The organism is Streptomyces sp. NPDC058469 (assembly GCF_042721125.1).
In the GTDB taxonomy this organism is placed as follows: Bacteria; Actinomycetota; Actinomycetes; order Streptomycetales; family Streptomycetaceae; genus Streptomyces.
In genome coordinates this window covers 17,781-39,020 of record NZ_JBHXME010000101.1, presented here as the reverse complement: position 1 = coordinate 39,020, position 21,240 = coordinate 17,781, and the positions used below count along the sequence as shown (strand labels likewise).

The 21,240-nt window shown below is 70.7% G+C and carries 18 protein-coding genes and 1 pseudogene; 9 read left to right on the top strand and 10 right to left on the bottom strand.

Annotated elements, in window-relative coordinates; genetic code table 11:
* Positions 1 to 27: 27 nt before the first annotated feature.
* The 8 genes from ACFWP5_RS33880 (at position 28) to ACFWP5_RS33845 (ending at position 11,210) form a co-directional block, all read left to right on the top strand.
* A complete protein-coding gene (locus tag ACFWP5_RS33880) occupies positions 28 to 885 on the top strand; it encodes a carbohydrate ABC transporter permease (protein ID WP_384165387.1) in 858 nt (285 codons plus the stop codon).
* A gap of 11 nt (positions 886 to 896) precedes the next feature.
* On the top strand, positions 897 to 1,769 hold the full coding sequence (locus ACFWP5_RS33875) for a carbohydrate ABC transporter permease (RefSeq protein WP_384165381.1): 873 nt from the start codon (positions 897 to 899) through the stop codon (positions 1,767 to 1,769).
* A 29-nt stretch (positions 1,770 to 1,798) separates the two neighbouring features.
* Positions 1,799 to 4,528 carry a glycosyl hydrolase-related protein gene (locus ACFWP5_RS33870; protein ID WP_384165378.1) on the top strand — a complete coding sequence of 910 codons (2,730 nt, stop codon included), beginning with the start codon at positions 1,799 to 1,801 and terminating at the stop codon, positions 4,526 to 4,528.
* Between the two features lie 57 nt (positions 4,529 to 4,585).
* Complete coding sequence (locus ACFWP5_RS33865) at positions 4,586 to 7,567, top strand: glycoside hydrolase family 2 TIM barrel-domain containing protein (RefSeq protein ID WP_384165376.1); 2,982 nt, start codon at positions 4,586 to 4,588, stop codon at positions 7,565 to 7,567.
* A 129-nt stretch (positions 7,568 to 7,696) separates the two neighbouring features.
* Positions 7,697 to 9,421, top strand: a complete 1,725-nt coding sequence (locus tag ACFWP5_RS33860; RefSeq protein WP_384165373.1) for an MOSC domain-containing protein — start codon at positions 7,697 to 7,699, stop codon at positions 9,419 to 9,421.
* 167 nt (positions 9,422 to 9,588) lie between these two features.
* Positions 9,589 to 9,996 (top strand): hypothetical protein, encoded by a 408-nt coding sequence (locus ACFWP5_RS33855; RefSeq protein ID WP_384165370.1) that lies wholly within the window; start codon positions 9,589 to 9,591, stop codon positions 9,994 to 9,996.
* A gap of 154 nt (positions 9,997 to 10,150) precedes the next feature.
* Positions 10,151 to 10,822 (top strand): SigE family RNA polymerase sigma factor, encoded by a 672-nt coding sequence (locus tag ACFWP5_RS33850; protein ID WP_384165367.1) that lies wholly within the window; start codon positions 10,151 to 10,153, stop codon positions 10,820 to 10,822.
* A gap of 28 nt (positions 10,823 to 10,850) precedes the next feature.
* Positions 10,851 to 11,210: a hypothetical protein gene (locus ACFWP5_RS33845; RefSeq protein ID WP_384165364.1), complete on the top strand. Its 360-nt coding sequence runs from the start codon at positions 10,851 to 10,853 to the stop codon at positions 11,208 to 11,210.
* A 112-nt stretch (positions 11,211 to 11,322) separates the two neighbouring features.
* On the opposite strand, the pseudogene ACFWP5_RS33840 reads toward ACFWP5_RS33845, so the two are convergent.
* Positions 11,323 to 11,493: pseudogene (locus tag ACFWP5_RS33840) on the bottom strand (ABC transporter substrate-binding protein); the annotation flags it as partial.
* Between the two features lie 78 nt (positions 11,494 to 11,571).
* Between ACFWP5_RS33840 and ACFWP5_RS33835 the strand changes: the two are divergent.
* Positions 11,572 to 12,078, top strand: coding sequence for a hypothetical protein (locus ACFWP5_RS33835; protein WP_384165361.1), 507 nt, complete (start codon positions 11,572 to 11,574; stop codon positions 12,076 to 12,078).
* A gap of 39 nt (positions 12,079 to 12,117) precedes the next feature.
* Here ACFWP5_RS33835 and ACFWP5_RS33830 read toward each other — a convergent pair whose 3' ends face one another.
* From ACFWP5_RS33830 to ACFWP5_RS33790, 9 genes are all read right to left on the bottom strand, one after another.
* A complete protein-coding gene (locus ACFWP5_RS33830; RefSeq protein ID WP_384165358.1) occupies positions 12,118 to 13,107 on the bottom strand; it encodes a sugar kinase in 990 nt (329 codons plus the stop codon).
* Positions 13,104 to 13,751, bottom strand: coding sequence for a bifunctional 4-hydroxy-2-oxoglutarate aldolase/2-dehydro-3-deoxy-phosphogluconate aldolase (locus ACFWP5_RS33825; RefSeq protein WP_384165355.1), 648 nt, complete (start codon positions 13,749 to 13,751; stop codon positions 13,104 to 13,106). Before ACFWP5_RS33825 ends, ACFWP5_RS33830 begins: the two co-directional genes overlap by 4 nt.
* A 60-nt stretch (positions 13,752 to 13,811) precedes the next feature.
* Positions 13,812 to 14,636 carry a hypothetical protein gene (locus tag ACFWP5_RS33820; protein ID WP_384165352.1) on the bottom strand — a complete coding sequence of 275 codons (825 nt, stop codon included), beginning with the start codon at positions 14,634 to 14,636 and terminating at the stop codon, positions 13,812 to 13,814.
* On the bottom strand, positions 14,633 to 15,778 hold the full coding sequence (gene dgoD / locus ACFWP5_RS33815) for a galactonate dehydratase (protein ID WP_384165349.1): 1,146 nt from the start codon (positions 15,776 to 15,778) through the stop codon (positions 14,633 to 14,635). Before dgoD ends, ACFWP5_RS33820 begins: the two co-directional genes overlap by 4 nt.
* Positions 15,775 to 16,512 carry a FadR/GntR family transcriptional regulator gene (locus tag ACFWP5_RS33810; protein ID WP_384165346.1) on the bottom strand — a complete coding sequence of 246 codons (738 nt, stop codon included), beginning with the start codon at positions 16,510 to 16,512 and terminating at the stop codon, positions 15,775 to 15,777. The genes dgoD and ACFWP5_RS33810 overlap by 4 nt, the downstream gene beginning before the upstream one ends.
* 34 nt (positions 16,513 to 16,546) lie before the next feature.
* Positions 16,547 to 17,320, bottom strand: a complete 774-nt coding sequence (locus ACFWP5_RS33805; RefSeq protein ID WP_384165343.1) for an SDR family NAD(P)-dependent oxidoreductase — start codon at positions 17,318 to 17,320, stop codon at positions 16,547 to 16,549.
* Positions 17,321 to 17,396: 76 nt separating this feature from the next.
* The gene (locus tag ACFWP5_RS33800; RefSeq protein WP_384165340.1) at positions 17,397 to 19,460 is read right to left on the bottom strand and encodes an alpha-galactosidase; all 2,064 of its coding nucleotides are present in this window, start codon (positions 19,458 to 19,460) and stop codon (positions 17,397 to 17,399) included.
* On the bottom strand, positions 19,457 to 20,305 hold the full coding sequence (locus ACFWP5_RS33795; protein ID WP_384165337.1) for a carbohydrate ABC transporter permease: 849 nt from the start codon (positions 20,303 to 20,305) through the stop codon (positions 19,457 to 19,459). The genes ACFWP5_RS33800 and ACFWP5_RS33795 overlap by 4 nt, the downstream gene beginning before the upstream one ends.
* Positions 20,305 to 21,240, bottom strand: coding sequence for a carbohydrate ABC transporter permease (locus tag ACFWP5_RS33790; RefSeq protein ID WP_384165334.1), 936 nt, complete (start codon positions 21,238 to 21,240; stop codon positions 20,305 to 20,307). Before ACFWP5_RS33790 ends, ACFWP5_RS33795 begins: the two co-directional genes overlap by 1 nt.

Here is a 21,240-nt window from a genome sequence, read left to right as displayed (position 1 = left end):
CCCGTAGACGCTGCCGGGGCGGGCACCATCTTCGCGTTCGTGATCCCGTTCTTCCTCCCGTTCGTGCTGTTCTACCTGGTGCCGGTCGGCTACGCGCTCTGGCAGAGCGTCCGCGTCGTCCGCCGCACCGGCGGCCAGTACGGCACCTCGTACACCACCTTCGGCGGCTTCGACCAGTACGAGAAGGTCTTCCAGAACCCCGAGTTCTGGTCCAGCGTCGGCCGCATCGGCCTGTTCGGCATCGTGCAGGTGCCGGTCATGCTGTTCGTCGCCCTGGTCATCGCGCTGTTGCTGGACACTCCCCTGCTGCGGCTCAAATCGGTCTTCCGCATCACCGCGTTCATGCCGTACGCCGTACCCGGCGTCATCGCCGCGATCATGTGGTCGTACCTCTACTCGCCCCAACTCAGCCCCGTCGTCGACCTGTTGAACAACATCGGGCTCAAACCCGACTTCCTCGGCCCGGGTGCCGTGCTGTGGTCGGCGGCGAACATCTCGACGTGGCTGTGGACCGGCTACAACATGCTGATCATGTTCTCGGCGCTGCAGTCGATCCCGCAGGAGCTGTACGAGGCCGCCAAGCTCGACGGCGCCGGCAACTGGACCATCGCCTGGCGGATCAAGGTCCCGATCATCGCTCCGTCGATCGTCCTCACCACGGTGTTCTCGATCATCGGCACCCTCCAGCTCTACGCCGAGCCGGCCGTGCTGCGGCAGATCTCCTCGAACATCTCCAGCACGTTCACGCCGAACATGCTCGCCTACGCGGTGGCCTCCGGGAACAACTACCAGCAGGCCGCGGCGATTTCCGTCGTCATCGCCGTCATCACCTTCGTCCTGAGCTTCGGGTTCATGCGACTGACGTCGAAGAGGGCCGGCCTGTGAACAACCGATCCATGAGCAACCCTTCCGCGGGCAAGCGTTCCGTGAACCGCGAGAGCCAGGTCAGCCGTACGGCCGCCATGGCCCTGATGCTCCTCCTGGCGATCTACTTCCTGCTGCCGATCTACTTCCTGATCGTCGCCGCCACCAAGCCGCAGGGGGACCTCGCCGCCACCAACGGACTGACGTTCTCGCACTTCAACCTGTTCGAGAACCTGCGTGTCCTGTTCAGCCGCAGCGACGGCATCTTCGGCAAGTGGATCGTCAACACCGTGATCTACGCGGTGTTCGGCGCGGTCGTGGGAACGTTGATCTCCGCGCTGTGCGGCTACGCGCTCGCCAAGTTCCGTTTCCGGGGACGGGAGTTCCTGTTCTCGGTCATCCTCGGCGGTGTCCTCGTTCCGACCACCGCGCTGGCGCTCCCGCTGTTCCTGCTGTTCTCGGCGACAGGCATCGTCAACACGTACTTCGCGGTGTTCCTGCCCAGCATCGTCAGCCCGTTCGGCGTCTATCTCGCACGGATCTTCGCCAACGCCGCTGTCCCGCAGGAGCTGTTGGAGTCGGCGCGGCTGGACGGCGCCGGTGAGTTCCGCACGTTCTTCTCGGTGGCGTTCAAGCTGATGACGCCGTCGCTGGTGACCATCTTCCTGTTCCAGTTCGTCGCCATCTGGAACAACTTCTTCCTGCCGATGGTGATGCTGCAGAAGGAGTCCCTCTTCCCGATCACGCTCGGCCTGTACGAGTGGAACGGCCAGACCGCCCGCGCCCCGCTCCTCCAAGAATCCGTGATCACCGGCTCGTTGGTGTCGATCGTGCCCGTGATCATCGTGTTCATCCTGCTCCAGCGGTTCTGGCGCACCGGACTCGCCGCCGGTTCCCTCAAGTGACCGTCCCCGCACAGAAGGTGTCTCCCGCCATGACCGACTCCGCTGTCTTCGTGCCCCATTTCCACTGGGACCGGGAGTGGTACGAGCCCTTCCAGGTGTTCCGGCACCGGCTCGTCGCCGCCCTCGACACCGTGCTGGAGACGGCGGAGACGGACCCGGACTTCCGGTTCACCGTCGACGGTCAAATGGCCGCGATCGAGGACTACTTGGAGATGCGGCCGGAGAACCGCGCTCGTGTCGCGGCCCTGGTCGGCGAGGGCCGGCTCGCGGTCGGGCCGTGGCTGATCCTGCTCGACGAGTTCCTCTGCTCCGGCGAGACCATCGTCCGTAATCTGCGGATGGGTTGGGCCGCCGCGGCCGAGCTGGGTGGCGCGATGCCGATCGGCTATCTGCCGGACATGTTCGGCCACGTCGCGCAGATGCCGCAGATCCTGGCGCGCGCCGGCATCGAGCACGCGGCGCTGTGGCGCGGAGTGCCCGGATCCGTCGACGGCCACGCCTTCAACTGGCGTGCGCCGGACGGCTCCGAGGTCCGCACCGAGTTCCTCTTCGACGGCTACGACAACGGCCTCGACGTCCTGCTGGTACCCGACCGGGTCGGCCGCGCGCTCGGCGACTACGCCGAGATGACGGCCGAACGATGGGGCGGCGACCCGGTGTTGGCGATGGCCGGTACCGACCACAACGCGCCCGACCCCCAACTCGCCTCCTGGCTACGGCAAGCCGCCGTCGAGGGCCGCGCGATCACCATCGCCACCCTCGACGAGTATCTCCGCAAGCACGTCCGTGACGAGGTGTCCGCCGTCGTCACCGGTGAGCTGCGCAGCCATGTGCGCGGCAACATCCTCCCGGGCGTGCTGTCGGTGCGGCTCGGGCTCAAGCAGCGGATGGCCGTGGCGGAGCGCACGATCGACCATGCCGAGCGCATGAACGCCCTCTGGTCCCGGCGCGACGACTCGCCGTTCCTCGAACTCGCCTGGCACAAGATCATCGAGTCGACCGCGCACGACTCGGTCGTCGGCTCCGGCACCGACGAGACCTGCGACCAGGTCGCCGCCCGCCTCGCCGAAGCCGCGCAGACAGCCCGTGCGGTACGGGACGCGGCGCTCGCCGAGCCCGCCGAACTGGTGCCGAGCGACGGCTACTTGGTCGCCAACCCGCTGCCGTTCGACCGCTCGGTCCTGGTGGAGGTGGACGTCGTGGCCCCGCCCGAGGGCACCGTGCTGATCGCGACCGCCGCCGACGGCTCGACAGCTCCCGTACAACTGATCTCCGAGGCCCCGACCGTCCTCAGCGACGAGCGCATGGACGCCTCGCAGCTCGAACGCGTCCTGCGCCGTATCCACCGCCGCGAACTCTTCGGCCGCCAGATCGACCACTACGAACTAACCCCCGGCGCCCTGGTGTTCCACCTCGCCGAGGTGCCGACCGCCGGACCGTTCGACCTGCTGATCCTGCGCCGCGAGGTCGCCGCGGCGGCGGCCGAACATCCGGGTGAGTGGCGGGTGTTGACGCTGGAGGAGGCCCGAGCCACCGCACTCGCACCAGTGAGCGTGCCCGCCTCCGGGCTGGCGTCCTTCCGGGTCGAGCCGAGCGACCACGCCTCCGTCGCCGTACCGTCGCATACGCCTGCTACGGCGACGGACCGCACCCTCTCCAACGGTCTGGTCGAGGTCGCGGTCGCCGCCGACGGCACCCTGGACCTCACCGGGGCCGACGGCACCGTGCTGTACGGCGTCGGCCGTCTCGTCGACGGCGGTGACCGGGGCGACAGCTACAACTACGCTCCCCCGGCGCACGACGTCCTCGTGTCGGAGCCGGCGGAGATCGCCGTCGAGCTCGTCGAGAACGGCCCGCTGCGCGCACGGCTGCGGGTCACCCGTGTCTACGAGTGGCCGGCCGCGCTCTCCGCCGACCGCGATGTGCGCGGCGAACGGACCGTGCCGACGCCGGTGGAGACGCTGGTGGAGGTGCGCGTAGGCGAGCCGTTCGTGCGGGTCTCCACGTCCTTCCTCAACCAGTCCGCCGACCACCGGCTGCGCTTCCACGTGCCGCTGCCCGAACCGGTGACCGCGTCCGCGTCTGCCGGTCAATTCGCCGTCACCGAGCGCGGATTGACCGCCGAGGGCGGCTGGGGCGAGTATCCGCTGCCGACCTTCCCGGCCGGTTCGTTCGTGTCGGCCGGTGCCGCCAACGTCCTGCTCGACCACTCCAGCGAGTACGAACTCGTCGGCGACGGCTCCGAACTCGCCGTCACGCTGCTGCGCGCGATCGGCTCGATCAGCGTCAACATCCACCCCCTGCGCGATGAACCGGCGGCGAGCGAGATCCCCGTACCCGGTGCGCAGGACCTCGGGATGCGGATCGAGAACCGGTTCGCCGTCGTCCCGTCGGCGACCGGCTGGCGCGGTGCGCACGCGGTCGCTCTCGCCGAGGAGTTCCGGGGCGACGTCCTGGTCACCCGCGGGACCGCACCCGCAGGGCGTCAACTGCCGTCCGACACAGCCGGGTTGAGGGTCGACGGCACGGACGTCCTCGTCTCGGCCGTCCGTCGTGTCACCGAAGACGAACACGGGTCCGGCACCGAGGTGCGGCTGACCGCGATGCGCGACACCGCGTCGACGGTCCGCGTGACGGGGACGTTCGCCGAGGCCGTCACCGTCGATCTGCTGGGCCGGCCGATCTCCCGCACCCAGGTCCAGGACGAGCTCGAACTCGCCCTCGGCCCCTGGGAGATCCGCACCGTCGTGCTCCGGTAGGCCTCCATGATCGAATGCAATGCACCCGTTCTGCTCTCACGAAAGCGTTGTGACCTCTTGCTTCCCGAGTCCTCCCCCCCTGTATTCGACCTCGCACCCGGACATGGCGCCCTGCGCCCGGCGCGCTCGTGGCTCCACTCCGACGCGCCGTCCCTCTCCCTGAACGGGTCCTGGCGTTTCCACCTGTCTCCTACGGCGTCGGCGGTGGAGGACTTCGCGGCCGACGGCTTCGACGACAACTCCTGGGACAGCATCCCCGTGCCCTCCCACTGGGTGCTGGAGGGCGATGGAGCGTACGGGCGCCCGATCTACACGAACATCCAGTTCCCGTTCCCGATCGACCCGCCGTACGTCCCGGACGAGAACCCCACCGGCGACTACCGCCGCACCTTCGACGTCCCCGCCGACTGGTCGGACGCCGAGCGTGTCGTGCTGCGCTTCGACGGTGTCGAGTCGCTGTTCCGCGTGTGGGTCAACGGCGTCTGGATCGGCGGCGCGAGCGGCAGCCGGCTCGCCCACGAATTCGATGTGACGTCGGCCGTACGCCCTGGTGAGAACGTCGTCGCCGTGCGGGTGCACCAGTGGTCGGCGGCCAGTTATGTCGAGGACCAGGACCAGTGGTGGCTGCCGGGCATCTTCCGCGATGTGACCCTGACCGCCCGTCCGGCCGGGGGCATCGAGGACGTCTGGCTGCGGACCGGTTTCGACAACGGGCACGGGCGGGTCGAGGCTGAAGTCACCGCCTCCGCTACGGCGTTCCCGGTCACCCTGCGCATCCCCGAACTCGGCGTCGAACAGATCTGGGCGACGCCGGACGACGTGGCCCCCGTCGACATCGCCGACGTGGAGCCCTGGTCTGCCGAGCTGCCTCGCCTGTACGACGCCACGGTGTCGTCGGCCGCGGAGACCGTCGCCCTGCGGGTGGGTTTCCGCACGGTCGAGATCCGCGGGGACCAGTTCCTGGTCAACGGGCGCCGGGTCGTGTTCCACGGGGTGAACCGGCACGAGACCCACCCGGAGCGCGGCCGTGTCTTCGACGAGGCGCACGCCCGCGAGGACCTGGCTCTCATGAAGCGGTTCAACGTGAACGCGATCCGCACCAGCCACTACCCGCCGCATCCCCGGCTGCTCGACCTCGCCGACGAGCTCGGGTTCTGGGTGATCCTCGAATGCGATCTGGAGACGCACGGCTTCGGCAAGGTCGACTGGGTCGGCAATCCCAGTGACGACCCGGCCTGGCGCGAGGCGTACCTCGACCGGATCGAGCGCACGGTGGAGCGGGACAAGAACCATCCCAGCATCGTGATCTGGTCGCTCGGCAACGAGGCGGGCACCGGCAGCAACCTCGCCGCCATGTCGGCGTGGGTGCACGCCCGCGACGCCGAACGTCCCGTCCACTACGAGGGCGACTACACCGGCGAGTACACCGACGTCTACTCGCGCATGTACGCGTCCGTGCTGGAGACCGAGCAGATCGGCACCGACGGTTCACGCGCCCCGCTGCTCAACTGCACGCCCGCGCAGGGCGCCCGGCAGCGCACCAGGCCGTTCCTGCTGTGCGAGTACGCGCACGCGATGGGCAACGGGCCGGGCGCGTTCGACCAGTACGAGGCTCTGGCGCACCAACATCCGCGCCTGCACGGCGGGTTCGTCTGGGAGTGGCGAGACCACGGCATCCTGACCACGACCCCGGACGGGACGCCGTACTACGCGTACGGGGGCGACTTCGGGGAGGTCATCCATGACGGCAACTTCGTCATGGACGGCATGGTGTTGAGCGACGACGTGCCGACGCCGAGCCTCCACGAGTTCAAGGCCGTCGTGGCGCCGGTGCACTTCGCCTTCGACGGCGACAAGGTCGCGATCACCAACCTCCGGCATACGACCGACACGTCCGACCTGCGCTTCCGCTGGCGGGTCGAGCACGACGGAGTGCCCGCGGATTCAGGGGAGTTGGAGGTCCCGTTCGTCGCGGCGGGCGACTCGGGCCGGGTGTCGCTGCCGTCGGTCCCGGTGTCGCCGGACGCCGAGACCTGGCTGACGATCGACGCGGAGTTGGCGACCGGAACCCCTTGGGCACCCGAGGGCCATGTCGTCGCAACTGCCCAGCTGGACCGCTCAGTTCGCCGTCCTGTGCCCGGTGGCGGTGCCCGGTTCGACTGGCAGTCCGGCGACGGGACACTCACGCTCGGCGTCGCCGAGTTCGTCGGCGGGTCTCTCGTCAGGCTGGGCGAACGCGCCGTAGCGGGGCCCCGGTTGGAGCTGTTCCGCGCTCCGACCGACAACGACGAAGCCGCGGGGCACGAAGTCGACGAGAGCGATGCCAGCGTCGTCGGGGTCTCCAACGCCGAGCTGTGGCGTCGCGACGGGCTCGACCGGCTGACCTCGCGCCGGGTGTCCGTGGAGCAGAGCGCGGGCGCGCTGCGCACGGTCGACAAGGTCTCGGCCGCCGACTCGGGCCTGTCGGTGCTGATGGAGTCCGTCTGGTCGCGGGAGGCCGACGGGGAGGTGGAACTGCGGGTGGAGATCCAGCCCTCGCACGGCTGGCAGACGGTGTGGCCGCGGATCGGGGTGCGTTTCGACCTGCCCGACGACGCGGCTCCCGTCGACGGCGCCGAGTGGTTCGGCCTCGGCCCGCTGGAGTCCTACCCGGACAGCGTGCGCGCGGCCCGCACCGGCCGTTTCTCCGCGACCGTCCGCGACCTCTCGGTCGACTACGCGCGCCCCCAGGAGACCGGTCACCGCTCCGAACTGCGCCGACTGGCCCTGACCAGCGGCGACACCGAAGTGCTGCGCATCGTGGCCCTCCCCGACACGCACGGACGCCGTCCCGGCTTCACGCTCAGCCGGCACACCCCGCAGGAGATCGCCAAGGCCGGACACCCCTTCGAGCTGCCGGAATCGACGACGAGCCGTCTGATCGTCGACGCCGCCCAGCACGGGCTCGGCTCTCGGGCCTGCGGTCCGGATGTATGGCCCGAGTTCGCGCTGCGCCCGGAATCCCGCACGATCAGGCTCCGGATCACGGCACCGAACTAGGCCGATACGGAGAGGGTGCGGTCTCGCACGGCGGCGACCGCACCCTCAGTATGGGAGGAGACGACTGCCGTCTCGGGGCCTCGACCGGCGCGACCGTACCCGGTCGTCCCCGTGGGAAGGAGCGCTCCGATGCCCACCCTGCTGTCGGTGAATGTCGGCATGCCGAAGGACGTTCCCTGGCAGGGCAAGACCGTCCACACCGGTGTGTGGAAGTACCCGGTGGTCGGCCCGGCGATGGTCCGCCGGCTCAACATCGACGGCGACGGCCAGGGCGACACCGCGGGCCACGGCGGTGAGCAGCGGGCCGTGCTCGTCTACCAGATCCAGTCGTACCGGCACTGGCAGCGGCACTTCGGCCGCGACGACCTCGGCTACGGCCAGTTCGGCGAGAACCTCACCGTGGACGGCCTGCTCGACGACGAGGTGTGCATCGGCGACCGGTACCGCATCGGCGAGGCCGAGTTCGAGGTCACCCAGCCGCGCGTCACCTGCTACCGCGTCGGCATGCGCTTCGGCGAACCCGAGCTGGCAGCCCTGCTGGTGAGCCATCACCGCCCCGGGTTCTACATGCGGGTCGTGCGGGAGGGGCGGGTGCAGGCCGGCGACCGTATCGTACGGACCCGGACCGGTCCGGGCGAGCTGAGCGTGGCCGACACCGACGCGCTGCTCTATCTCCCCGGCCGCGACCCCGCCAAGCTGCGCCTCGCCCTGGACGTGCCCGCGCTGAGTCCCGGCTGGCAGGGGTCGTTCCGTGAACTGCTCGCCGCCGCCGACGGTGCGGAGCCCGCCGCCCGTCCGGCCTGGGCCGGTTTCCGCGCGCTGCGGGTGACGGACGTGGTCCCCGAGAGCACGGCGGTCACCTCGATCCGGCTGACCGCCCCGGACGGCTCCCCCCTCCCGGCCGCCCGCGCGGGCCAGTACCTGACCCTGCGCATTCCCACTACGGCCGGCCCCGCCCCGGTGCGCAGCTACTCCCTGTCCGCCGCGCCCGACGCCGGCAGTTACCGGATCAGCGTCAAACACGAGCCCCACGGCACCGCGAGCGGCTACCTGACCACGCGGCTACGGCCCGGCGCCGTCCTCGAAGTCGCCGCGCCCCGTGGGGAGTTCGTGTACGCCGAGGACAGCGGACCGGTGCTCCTCGTCTCCGCCGGCATCGGCCTCACGCCGGTGCTGTCCATGCTGCACGAGCTCGCCGCGCAGGGCAGCAAGCGTGAGGTCTGGTGGATCCACGGTGCCCGCGGCCCCCGGGAACACCCCCTTGCAGCCGAGGCACACGACCTGCTCGCCTCGCTGCCGGACGCGCACGAGCACGTGTTCTACAGCGCGGCCACACCCGAGGAACGGCAGCGCGCCCACGCAGCCCCGGGACGCCTCACCAAGGACAAGCTGACCGCGCTGTCCGTCCCGGCCGACGCGACCGCCTACATCTGCGGCCCCGCCCCCTTCATGACCGACATGCGGCAGGCCCTCGCGGAGGCCGGCATCGACCCCGCGCACATCCACACCGAGCTGTTCGGAACCCTGGGCGCCATCAACCCCGGCCTCACCGGTCAAGCCGCCCGAACACCCCACCAGCCCCCTGGCCCGCCCGGAACCGGCCCGCTGGTGACCTTCGCCCGCAGCGGCATCGCCGTCCCCTTCGACGACAACAACCGCAGTGTGCTCGAACTCGCCGACGCCTGCGACGTACCCACCCGCTGGAGCTGCCGCACCGGCGTGTGCCACACCTGCGTCACGCCCCTGCTGTCCGGCACGATCACCTACTCCCCCGACCCGCTGGAGCCACCGGCCGACGGCGAGATCCTGATCTGCTGCTCCCGGCCCGGCACGGACATCGTCCTGGACATGTGAGCGCCGTCGCGCACTCCCCGTAGAAAAGATTCTTCCGACCTGCAACCTCGCTGCCGTCGGAACGTCTGTCCGGGTGGAGGCGCCTCCGAGCCAGGGCATTCGCCACGGGAAGCCACCTGTGGCGGCGGCCCGACAGACCACTCCCGATCGACGATTCGAGGAATCACATGTCTGCAAGTCAGACCGTCCGCCGCAGCCTCCGCGCGGGCCGGGTGCGGATCGCCCTGGGCGTCACCGGCGCCGCCGCCGCGCTCGCCATCGGTGGCTCGTTCACCGCCCACGCCGACAACTCCGCGCCGGAACCCAAGCCGGTGCCCGTCCAGGGGACGCCCCTCGACCTGTGCCCGGAGCCGGAGCCGGCCGACGCGGTGCCGAGCGGGAACGACAACACCGTCAAGGGCAACCAGGTGTCGTACACGACCATCGGCGAGGACCCGGTCGACGCGGTGCCCGGCGGCGACTGCACGGACCCGGACCCGAGCAAGGGCACTCCGGTCGACGCCGTGCCCGGCGGGAAGGACACCACCCCGGACCACCCCGCCAGGGACGCCAAGCCCGCTCCCGCCAAGCGGTGACGGAGCAGGCGCACGCGGCCGAGCGCCGCTGATCGGCCACGGGCCATTCGGCGGCCCGCGCCGAGGTGGAGCCGCCGGGTACCTGCCCGGCGGCCCCACCGTCCGTCCGGTGACTCCGGGCGCGTGTACGAAGACCTTGCTGTCCTGGAGATCCATGAACGCGGTGACGACCCCGGCCTACGGTGTACCGACGGGCAGGTACAGACCCCTACGTTTCCCGGCTCGTACCTGGTCGGACGCGCTGCGACGGGTGCTGCGGCACCTGGTGCGCGGAGTGTCGCAACGGCGCGAGGACATCCCGGCGATCCCGGACTCACCGGCCGTCCACACCGACCTCCGCGCACCCGGCATCGACGAGCTCTACACCCACCGCCGCCTGGCTCTCGTCCGCCTGGCCCTGCTCCTGGTGGACGACCTCCCCACGGCGGAGGACGTCGTGCAGGACGTCTTCGCGGCGCTCTACCGCCGTCACGGCGAGCGGCTGAGCGGCCTCGACAACCCCGACGCGTATCTGCGGACCAGCGTGGTCAACACCTCGCGCTCGGTCCTGCGCCGCCGCCGTACGGTACGGGCCCACGTCCCCGAACGCGAAGGGCACGCCCCGTCGGCCGAGGAACCCGTGCTGCTGCGCGAGGAGCACGGAGAAGTGATCGCGGCCCTGCACCGGCTGACCCGGCGGCAACGTGAAGTGCTGGTCCTGCGGTACTGGTCCCACCTCAGCGAGGCCCAGATCGCCGACACCCTGAGCCTGTCCCGCGGGGCGGTCAAATCCACCGCGAGCCGGGCACTGGCCGCCCTGCGCCGAGAGCTGGAGGCGTCCCGATGAAGCCACGCGTGACCCCGGAGGCGTCCCGATGATCGAACAGGACCTCGGTTCCGGCCTCCCTCCGGATCCCCTCGAACAACGCCTGCGTGACGCCCTGCGGGCCCGGGCCGACGCCGTCGACCTGCACGCGCTGCGCCCCGCCGCCCCGCCGACCGGGCAGGCCAGGTTGTTCCGGCTCCCCGCCATCCGTCCCGTCCGCCGCAGCGCCCTGGCGTTGCTCGTCGTGGCCGCCGCGGTGATCGGCGTCCTGTTCGTGGCGCTGCACGAGGTCCGGGAGACGCCGGTCGGGCCCGCGAACCGGCCGTCGGTGTCGCCCACCCCCAACGCCACTGACGCCACGCCCAATTCTCGTGGGACGGGTGCCGTCGACGCGGTGCCTTTCCCTTGACCGAGGGGGAGAACTGTCCCACGGAGGATGAGCCCCGGCGTGGTTGTCCTTTGGCGAACTTGGTGCTGACGATCAGCCCCAGCGGGTTGCCGCCGCCATCGGTGGAGATCGCGGTCTCCGGGAGATGCTTGCCGACGGCGGACAGGAAGTCGGTAGGGCTGTCGTTGAGGAACTGCACCGAGCCGGACTGGAGTGCCGAGGTGTCGGTCGCGGCGGTCAGTGTCACGAACTTGACCTTCAGGCCCTGCTGGGCGAAGTAGCCCTTCGCGTCCGCCACGCGCATCGGTATGTCGAAGATGTTCCCACCGATACCCACGGTGATCGTGCCGCCCGAACCGGAGGCCGGTGGGCGGTCGACGCCGTGGGGCTCATCGAACTCCTGCGTGGACTCAACGAGGGCACGGACCGCTACGGCCTGCGGCTGGAAGGGACTACGAACTTCGACATCGGGGTCCGGATCAGAGCGGCACCCGTACTCTCGGCCGCGGCCCGCACCCGGACCCGCCGCAAGATCGCTGCCGGAGCGCATTTCATCGTCACGAGCCCGGTCTACACGCAGCACGCCCTGGATACGTTGCTCGATGTCATCGACGGCGATGTACCGGTGCTCGCCACCGTGCACCCGTTGCGCTCCCTCGCCGAGGCGGAGCTCCTCCGGCGTGAACTTCCGGACGGGTGCGTTCCCACCGGGCTGATCGAGCGCCTTGACCGGGCCGGTGACGGGGCCGCCGCCGAAGGGGAGCGGATCGCGGTGGAACTCGCCGCGCAGTTCGCGAACAGCACGCAGGGCATCATTCTGTCCTGTGCCGACCGTCCGGAACTCGTGTCGCGTACGCGGGCAGCGCTGGTCCGCCCGGTCGTCGGCTGACGCCGCCAGAGCACGGCATCGCCGGAACGAAACGCACTGTCAGAGCCGGCCGCCGACTCCTGCCGCCCACTCGTTCGTCGGCAGCCCAAGGAGCCGCTCGATCCGGGCGCTGTCCGGCAACGGGCCGTGATCGGCCGTCACCTTCAGGGCCGACGCGGCCGTGATGTGTCCCAGCCGCAGCGCACGTTCCATGCCCACGCCGCGCAGCAGGCCGGCCAGGACTCCGGCGGCGAACGCGTCGCCCGCGCCGACGGGTTCCACCACGTCCGTGTCCAGAGCGGGCACGATCCGTACACCTTCGTCGCTGAAGGCGATGGCGGAGTGGCCGCCGTCCTTGACGACGAGGAGGCGCGGGTGCGGCAACAGCGCCCGTACGTCGGCCGGTTCGAGGTCCGCGTCCCAGAGTTCCCGCGCCTCGTCGAGGCCGACGAAGGTGATGTCGGCCCGGTCGGCCAGGTCGCGCAGCACGGTGGCGGCCGTGCCGGGCGGCCACAGCGCGGGGCGGTGGTTGACGTCGAAGCTGATGGCGTACGGACGCGCACCGGCCGGGACGGTGAGCGCCTGCGCCACCAGGCTCCGGCAGGACGGGGACAACGCCGGGGTCACGCCCGTGAGATGGACGACGGAGGCCGATCTCAGCCTGTCGTCGTCGAGTACGTCGGGGCCCATCGCCGAGGCCGCCGAATTGCCGCGGTAGTAGTGGACGCGGGTCCGCGAACCGGTCGGCTCCTTCACGAGCAGACCCGTGGGCCGCTCCGGATCGCACCGCACACCACTGACATCGACACCCGCCGCGCCCACCTCGGCCCGCACCCGCCGCCCCAACGCGTCGTCCCCCACGGCCGAGAGCCACGAGACGGGAACCCCCAGGTCCGCCAGATACATGGCCACGTTCGACTCCGCCCCGGCCACCGACACCCGCAGATCGTCGGCGCTCTCCAGCGACGCGGACGGAGCGGGGGCCAGGGCCGCCATGGTCTCTCCTATACAGACGACCGCGCCTTCGGCCGACCGCCACCCGTTCTTCACGACGCCTCCCCCGCAAGCGAATTCATCTGTACGACGGCGAGCAGAGCCCGGGCCCGGGCGCGCAGCGCGGTCAGGCTGCCGCCGTCGGCCGCGTCGCCGACCAGGGGCGAGCCGACTCCGACGGCGGTCGCTCCGGCGTCCAGATACTCCCGGGCGGCCACCTCGTCGACACCGCCCACCGGCACGAACACCTCGTGCGGGAACGGTCCGCGCAAAGCCTTCAGATAGGCGGGACCGCCGGCCTCGGCGGCCGGGAAGATCTTCAGCGCGGCGGCGCCGAAGGGGCGTGCGGCGACGATCTCGGTAGGGGTCAACACCCCTGCCAGTACCGGCAGTCCGAGCCGATGGGCCTCGCGGATCCCGTCCCCGAGTGCGGGGGTGACGGCGAAGTTCGCACCGGCCCGCCGGGCGGCGCGGGCGTCGTCGGCGGTCAGGACCGTACCGGCGCCGAGGGGCCGGTCAGGACCGAGTTCCTTGCGTGCCCGCTCGATGACGGACAGGGCGTCCGCACCGGTCAGGGACACCTCGATCAGTTCGACGCCCTCCTCGGCGAGGGTCAGTACGGTGCGCACGGCGGCCTCAGGGTCGGTGCCGCGGACGATCGCGATCAGGCGATGGGCGGCCAGGGCCGCTCGAAGATCCATGCCTGGAAGATCCGTGTCTCGAAGATCCATGTGACGAATTCCCTTCCCCTACAGGTCGGTTCAGGCGCAACGGCAGTTCGTGGTCAGGGTCAGCCGCCACCGTACTTCGCCCGATTCGGGCACCCTGGCGGCGTCACCGGGGCCCGCCTCGGCGAGGTCGAAGACGCGGCCGAGCATCGGTTCGACGCCGGTGCTGCGGTAGGGGCGCGGGGCCGGAAAGCCGCCCAGGTTGCGCCACAGGGCGATGGACACGGGCTGCCCGTCGGCTTCGAGGGCGAGTGAGAGCCGCTCGGCCCGATCGTGCACGCAGCAGTGAGAAGCGTCCACGACCGCTCCTACGGCGGTGCCGTCGTCCGGGCCGAACCTGTCCAGGCGCAGTCCGCACGGTGTGGGCCAGGTGCCTTCCACCCATCTGGCGCCGTCCGGCCACAACAGGTCCACCAGCGGCGCCGACTCGGGGAAGAGCCGGGTGCGCGCTCCGTCGCGGATGTGCAGCACCGCACCGTCGGAGAGGTCGAGCAGAGTATGGGCGGCCCATACGAAGCGGAAGCCCGCGTCGGCCGTCAGGACGTAGTGGGCCTCGGCACCGTCGGTGGTGCCGCGCACCGTGCGCGCCAAGGTGAAGCGGTCGCAGCGAAGAACATCCGCCCCAGCCTCCCGCGTCCAGGACCGCGACCAGGCGTCTCCGTGGTCGGGGGTGCCCCGGACTGTGGGGACGCACTCCTCCAGTCCCCCCGCGTCCACGAAAGTGTCGCCGGGGGAAACGTTGTCCCGCTCGGGCGCGGCACGCCGCCACAGCCATTCGCGTCCCGTTCCTGTTGTGCGCAGCGAGGTCCAACGCCCGCCGTGGGCAAGGTCGGTGACGATGTCCAGCGGCACGGTCACCACTCCGCGAAGGAGCCGTCGGGGTGCCGCCACACGGGGTTGCGCCAGGCGTGACCGGTGCGGTCGGCGGCGCGTACGGCGGCCTCGTCGATCGTGATGCCGAGGCCGGGAGCGTCGCCGCGCACGGCGTGGCCGTCGACGAACCGGAACGGCGCGGGGTCGACGAGGTAGGAGAGCAGGTCGGCGTCCTTGTTGTAGTGGATGCCCCGGCTCTGTTCCTGGATGAGGAAGTTGGGGGTGGCGAACGCGACCTGCAGACTGGCCGCCAACGCGATCGGGCCGAGCGGGCAGTGCGGGGCGAGCTGGGCGCCGTAGGCCTCCGCGAGGGAGGCGATGCGGTGGACCTCGGAGATGCCACCGGCGTGGGACAGGTCGGGTTGGGCGACGGCGATGCCCGCGGCGAGCGCGGGCAGGAACTCGGCGCGTCCGTAAAGGCGTTCACCGGTGGCGAGCGGTACCGGGCTCGACTCGACCAGGCCGGCCAGTTGATGGCCGTGCTCGGGCAGGACGGGTTCCTCGACGAACAGCGGGTGCAGCGGGGCGAGTTCGGCGAGGACGCGACGGGCGCCGGCGGCGGTGAAACGGCCGTGGAAGTCGACGGCGACATCGCGGTCGGGGCCGAGTGCCTCGCGGGCGGCGGCCACGCGGGCGACGATCGCGGCGGTCTCGGCGGGGGTGGGGATCGGTGAGGTGGCTCCGGCGGCGTTCATCTTCACCGCGGTGAAACCGGCCTCGACCTGGGCTGCTATCTGCTCGCTCAGCTGGGCGGGTTCGTCGCCGCCGACCCAGGCGTAGACCCGGACGCGGTCGCGCACGGGACCGCCGAGCAGGGCGTGCACGGGAGCGCCGTACGTCTTCCCGGCGATGTCCCACAGGGCCTGGTCGAGGCCGGCGACGGCGCTGGAGAGGATCGGGCCGCCCCGGTAGAAGCCGCCCTTGGACATGACCTGCCAGTGGTCCTGGATGCGCAACGGGTCCTGGCCGACGAGGTGTTCGGCCAGGACGTCGACGGCGGCGCGCACGACCTCGGCGCGCCCTTCGACGACCGGTTCACCCCAGCCGACCACGCCCTCGTCGGTCTCGACACGGCAGAACAGCCAGCGGGGCGGGACCAGGAAGGTCTCGACACGGGTGATCTTCACTGAGACCGGGAGCCTTCCGTTTCTTCGGAGTCGCCGAGGCGGTCCAGGTCGCGGCCGGCCTGGTCGAGCAGGGCGCGCATCGCGGCCTCAGCGGCCCGCGGGTCCTTCTCGCGTACGGCGTCCAGTACGGCGCGGTGGGCCGGGACCGGGTCCTCGCTGTGCGGGGCGCTGTGCACGATGCGGTCGCGGTGTGCCAGGCCGGACTCGATCACCATCTCCATGCGTTCGAGGAGTTCGTTGTGGGTGGCGGCGAGCAGGGCACGGTGGAAGGCGAGGTCGGCCTCGACGGCGTGGGCGGCGTCGGCGCCCCGCTCCCCCATCGCGTCGAGGGCACCGTCCAGGGCGGCCAGGTCCGCGCCGGTGCGGCGCTGGGCGGCCAGGCGTACGGCGGCGGGTTCGATGATGGCGCGCACTTCGGCGAGGTTGTGCAGCAGAGCCCGGTCGGACTCGGTGGTGGAGGCACCCTCGAACTGCCAGCGCAGCACGTCGGCGTCGAGCAGGTTCCACTCGGCGCGGGGCTGCACGAACGTGCCGCGCCGCTGGCGGGCGTCGACCATCCCCTTGGCGGCGAGCACCTTGAGCGACTCGCGCAGCGCGGTCAGACTCACGTCCAACTCGCTCTGCAGCGCCACGAGATCCAGCGTGGCCCCCTCGGGGATCTCACCGCCCAGGATGCGGCGGGCGAGGAGTTCCACGGTCTGGCCGTGCACACCTCGACGGGCATAGGGCGTCATGTCGTACAGCCTTTCTGCTGGTTGGGGAGCGTGGTCATGCGGAGGCCTTGACGACGCTCCAGCCGCCGTCCACCACGAGACTCGTCCCGGTGATGAAGGAGGCTTCGTCGGCGCTGAGGAACGCGATGGCCGCGGCCACTTCCTCGGGCGTGCCGAAGCGGCGTACGGCCGTCTCGGCGATGCTGCGTTCCCGTTCCTCGGGCGGCACTCTGTCCCAGGCGGCGGTCAGTATCGGTCCCGGCAGGACGGCGTTGACGCGCACAACAGGCCCGTATTCGACGGCGAGTTGACTGCACAGGGAGAGCAGGGCGCCCTTGGCGGCGGCGTAGGCGGGGTGCCCGGGTATGCCCTTGTGGGCGTGCACGGACGAGGTCAGCACCACCGCGCCCCGCCGCTCCGCCAGATCGGGCAGGACCGCCCGGAAGCCGAGGAAGCTGCCGGTCAGATTGACGTCGAGCTGCCGCTGCCAGGACGGCAGGGTCATCTCGTGGGCGGGTGTGACGTCGACGGTGAAGGCGTTGCTGACGAGGACGTCGACGGGCCCGAAGGCGTGCGCGGCGCCGACGATCCGCGCCCAGTCGTCCTCGACCGCGACATCGGCGGCCACGAACCGGGCCCGCCCGCCGTCCTTGCCGATCCGCTCCGCCACCGCCTCGCCCCGCTCCTCGGCGATGTCGGCGAGCACGACGGCGGCTCCCTCCTCGGCGAGGCGCACGGCCGTGGCGGCTCCGATGCCGGAGGCGGCACCGGTGACCACGGCCGTGCGTCCGGTGAAACGGGCGCCGTGCCGGCGTACGGACTGGTCCATCGAGGTTCGACTCCTTCGCGACCTTCGGGTCCTGCGCGTCTTTCACGAGCAAGGGCTTGCTGGAAACATAAGGGGCTCACTCGCGCACGAGCACGACCAGGTCGGCATCATGATCGGCGCTCCAGGCGAACGGCAGACCGTAGTGCAGCAGATGCGCTCCGCTGTACGTCGTCCCGCTCGCCGTGTCCCGGTAGTGCGCCGCCGGTTCGAGTCTCCGCAGCCGGAGCCGGTCCGCCCGACCCGGCATGAGCGGGGCCCCGTCGAGACGCCCGGTGCTAAGCGCGGCGACGACCGTACGGTCCCCGGCGTCGAACTGCACCCCGCAGCTCGGCTCCTCCGGCGTACCGAGGAGCCGTGCCTCACCATGGTGGATCACGTCCCGCACCTCCTTGTACCGGGCGATCCACTGGGCGGCCTCGGCCCGCTGCTCCGGCGTCCAGGCGCGCAGGTCGGCGCCGACGCCCAGCACTCCGCACATGGCGTTGACGAAACGGAAAGCGAGACTGCGCGGGCGCGGGTCGAAGACGCCGGGCGCGTCGGTGACCCAGGAGCTCATGACGTGCGGGGCGTGCGCGTGCAGGAACCCATATTGGATGGAGAGCCGGTCCAGCGGTGCGGTGTTGTCGCTCGGCCAGACCACGTCAGTGCGCGCGATCGTCGCGTGCTCGATCCGCCCGCCGCCACCCGCGCAGCCCTCGACGGTGACGTCGGGGTGGGCGGAACGCAGGTGGTCGAGAACGCGCAGGTATCCGGCGACATGCTCGGCGTCGAGATCGACGCGGCCTGCACCGGGACGGCCTCGCTCGGTGGGCGGACGGTTCATGTCCCACTTGAGATAGCTGATCTCGTAGGCGCCGAGCAGCCGGTCGAGCGTCCCGATCACGAAGTCCTGGACGTCGGTCCGGCCGAGGTCGAGGAGGAGCTCGTTGCGGACGAGTCGGCCGGGACGGCCCTCGACCCGGTAGACCCACTCGGGGTGTTCGGCGTACAGACGACTCCCCGGGCTGACGGCCTCGGGCTCGATCCACAGGCCCACGTCCAGGCCCAACGCCCTTACGTCCGACACGAATTGATCGAAACCCTGCGGGAAGGCCGCCGGGTCCGGCCACCAGTCGCCGAGTCCCCCGGTGTCGTCGCCGCGCCCGGTGAACCAGCCGTCGTCCACGACGAACAGCTCGGCCCCGATGTCGGCGGCGGTCTTCGCCAGCTCCAGTTGCCCTGCCGCGTCGACGTCGAAGCCGGTGGCTTCCCAGGAGTTGTAGAGGACTTTGCGGGGGCGGTGCAGGCGCTCGCCGGAGAGGTGTCGTTCGTAGCGGTGCCAGACGCGGGAGAGTCCGTCGAGGCCCTCCGGGCTGAAGGCGCAGGCGAGTTGAGGCGTGGCGAGGGTTTCGCCGGGTGCGAGCAGTACCGCTCCCTCGTGCGGGACTCGGCCCGCCCGTACCCGCAGGGCACCGCCGGGTTCGGCCTCCGCGGTGATGTGCCAGTTGCCGGGCCAGGCGAGGGCGATGCCGTACGCGGCCGGCGACTCGCCGTCCTGCACCGCGAGCCAGGGTGCGTACGCGTGTCCGGGTACGCCCTGGAGGCTGCCGATGGTGAACGTACCTCTGGGCAGGTCAAGTTGGGTGCGCTGGAACTCCTGCGACCACTGGCCCGTGAGGTACGTCAGGTGGGCGACGCCGGTGACGGGAATGTTCACGGCGGCCGAGTCGAGCCGCTCCAGGCGCAGTGCCTGCGTGGCGGTGATCTCTGTCCAGCGGAGGATCACGTCCGTGCCCGGGACGGTCTCGTAGTGAAGGACGGTTCGGAGGCCCAACTGCTCGTCGTGGAAGGCGAGTCGTAGCGCACCCTCGTCCGCTTCCGCCCCGGCGAACTCCCACCACACGCCCCGGTCGTCGCCGTCCGGACGCGACGCCACCAGCTCCGATCCGGTGAACGGCCGTAGCCCGTAAGGCAGATACTCGGCCGGGGCCGCGTCGGCGGGCGTGATGAAGTGCGTGCGCCTCGACCAGTCAAGGGCGGAGGGACCGTCCTCGACGCCGAGTGGCCCCCATGCGTCGAGTTCGGCCCAGGGGCCGTCCGGAGACAGGCGCACGGTGTAGCTGGTGTTCTCCGTGCGCAAGGTCCAGCGCTGGTACGTCACTTGACCGCCCCGAGGTTGAGGCCGGCCACGAAGTGCCGCTGGAAGCGCAGGAACACGGCGACCGTGGGTGCGGCGGCGATGACGGAACCGGCCGCGATGACGTTCCACATCGACACGAACTGACCCTGAAGTCCGATGAGGGCCGCGGTGATCGGCATCTTGGTGTCGCTGCGCAGCACGGTGATCGCCCAGAGCAGGTCGTTGAAGATCCAGGTGAAGGACAGGGCGCTGAGCGCGGCCAGGGCGGGGCGGGTCAGCGGGAGGATGATCCGCCAGAAGATCTGCCAGGGGCCTGCGCCGTCGACGACCGCCGCCTGTTGGATCTCCGTCGGGATCGACCGCATGAATCCGTGCAGGACGAAGACGTAGAAGCCGACGCCGAAGCCGATCTGCACACCGATGAGTGCGGGCAGGGTGTCGAAGACGCCCATCACCTCGCTGAGCTTGGACACCGGGATGAGCAGGATCTGCGGCGGAAGCAGGTTGCCGCCGAGCATGAGGAGCAACAGGGAGCGGCGGAAGGGGAGTTCGTAGCGGCTGAGGGCGAACGCGGCCATCGCGGCGAGGGCCAACGTGATCAGGACGCAGGGAATAGTGACGATCAGACTGTTGATGAGGGCGCGCTGCTGGCCGCCTTCGACCCAGGCCTGATGGAAGTTGCCGAGGGTGAAGGAGTGCGGCCAACTGCCCAGGCCGTGGGTGGCGATGTCGTCGAAGGAGCGCAGGCTGGTCACCAGGACCAGGGCGATGGGCAGCAGCCACAGGATCGCCAACGCGCCTGCGCCCAGGTGGAATCCGGCGGTCGCGGCGCGCTTGCGGCGCAGGGCCGTGGAGTTGGCGGACATCAGTCGGCCTCCCGGAACGCGCGGACGAGGTAGGAGCAGATGACGCCGAAGGCCAGCACGAAGATGACGACGGCGAGTGCGGAGCCGTAGCCAAGTCGTAGGGACTGGAAGGCGGTTGAGTACATGTAGGTGCTCAGCAGCTCTGACGAGTGGTAGGGGCCGCCGCGGGTCAGTGACCACACGACGTCGAAGGAGCGCAGTGAGTCGATGACGATGACCGACAGAACGACCGCGTTGACGCTGCGGAGCTGGGGCAGGGTGACGTGCCTCAGGCGCTGCCAGGCGCTGGCGCCGTCGACCTTGGCGGCCTCGTACAGGACGGGGTCGATGCCCTTGAGGCCGGCCAGGTAGAGGACCATGACGTAGCCGATCTGGCGCCAGAGCGCGGGCACGATCACCGCGTAGAGGGCGGTGTCCTGGTCGGCGAGCCAGGCGTGGCGGAGGCTGCCCAGGCCTACGGACTGCAGGAGTTGGTTGAGGACGCCGTCGGGCTGGTAGATCGCCTGCCAGACGAGGGCGGTGGCGACCAGGGAGAAGACGACGGGCAGGAACAGCGCCGCGCGGTAGAAGCCGACGCCTCTCCGCTCCTGTTGGAGGAGGAGTGCGGCGGCGAGGCCGAGCAGGGCGGACAGGCCGCCGAAGAGGACGAGCCAGAGGACGGTGTGGCCGGCCGCGCTGCGGAAGACGTCGTCGTGGGCCATCTCCCGGAAGTTGCCCAGGCCGACGAACTGCGGTGGGGAGACACCGTCCCATTTGGTCAGGGCGAGGTAGAAGCCCTGCGCGGCGGGCCAGAACACCCATACCGCTTCGACGAGGAGTGGGACGAGGACGAAGGCGAGCACCAGCGGGGGCGTGCGCCGGGGGCCCCGAACCCGCTTGCCCTGGGCGGGCGTTCGGGTCGGGGACTTCCGGTCGGGCGCGGTCAGGACGGCCAT

Bases quoted from the DNA above. Each gene is read 5' to 3' on its own strand.
- ACFWP5_RS33875 (WP_384165381.1), top strand. From the start codon at position 897: ATGAGCAACCCTTCCGCGGGCAAGCGTTCCGTGAACCGCGAGAGCCAG.
- ACFWP5_RS33870 (WP_384165378.1), top strand. From the start codon at position 1,799: ATGACCGACTCCGCTGTCTTCGTGCCCCATTTCCACTGGGACCGGGAG.
- ACFWP5_RS33860 (WP_384165373.1), top strand. From the start codon at position 7,697: ATGCCCACCCTGCTGTCGGTGAATGTCGGCATGCCGAAGGACGTTCCC.
- ACFWP5_RS33855 (WP_384165370.1), top strand. From the start codon at position 9,589: ATGTCTGCAAGTCAGACCGTCCGCCGCAGCCTCCGCGCGGGCCGGGTG.
- ACFWP5_RS33850 (WP_384165367.1), top strand. From the start codon at position 10,151: ATGAACGCGGTGACGACCCCGGCCTACGGTGTACCGACGGGCAGGTAC.
- ACFWP5_RS33845 (WP_384165364.1), top strand. From the start codon at position 10,851: ATGATCGAACAGGACCTCGGTTCCGGCCTCCCTCCGGATCCCCTCGAA.
- ACFWP5_RS33825 (WP_384165355.1), bottom strand. From the start codon at position 13,751: ATGGATCTTCGAGCGGCCCTGGCCGCCCATCGCCTGATCGCGATCGTC.
- ACFWP5_RS33810 (WP_384165346.1), bottom strand. From the start codon at position 16,512: ATGACGCCCTATGCCCGTCGAGGTGTGCACGGCCAGACCGTGGAACTC.
- ACFWP5_RS33805 (WP_384165343.1), bottom strand. From the start codon at position 17,320: ATGGACCAGTCCGTACGCCGGCACGGCGCCCGTTTCACCGGACGCACG.
- ACFWP5_RS33795 (WP_384165337.1), bottom strand. From the start codon at position 20,305: ATGTCCGCCAACTCCACGGCCCTGCGCCGCAAGCGCGCCGCGACCGCC.
- ACFWP5_RS33790 (WP_384165334.1), bottom strand. From the start codon at position 21,240: ATGGCCGTCCTGACCGCGCCCGACCGGAAGTCCCCGACCCGAACGCCC.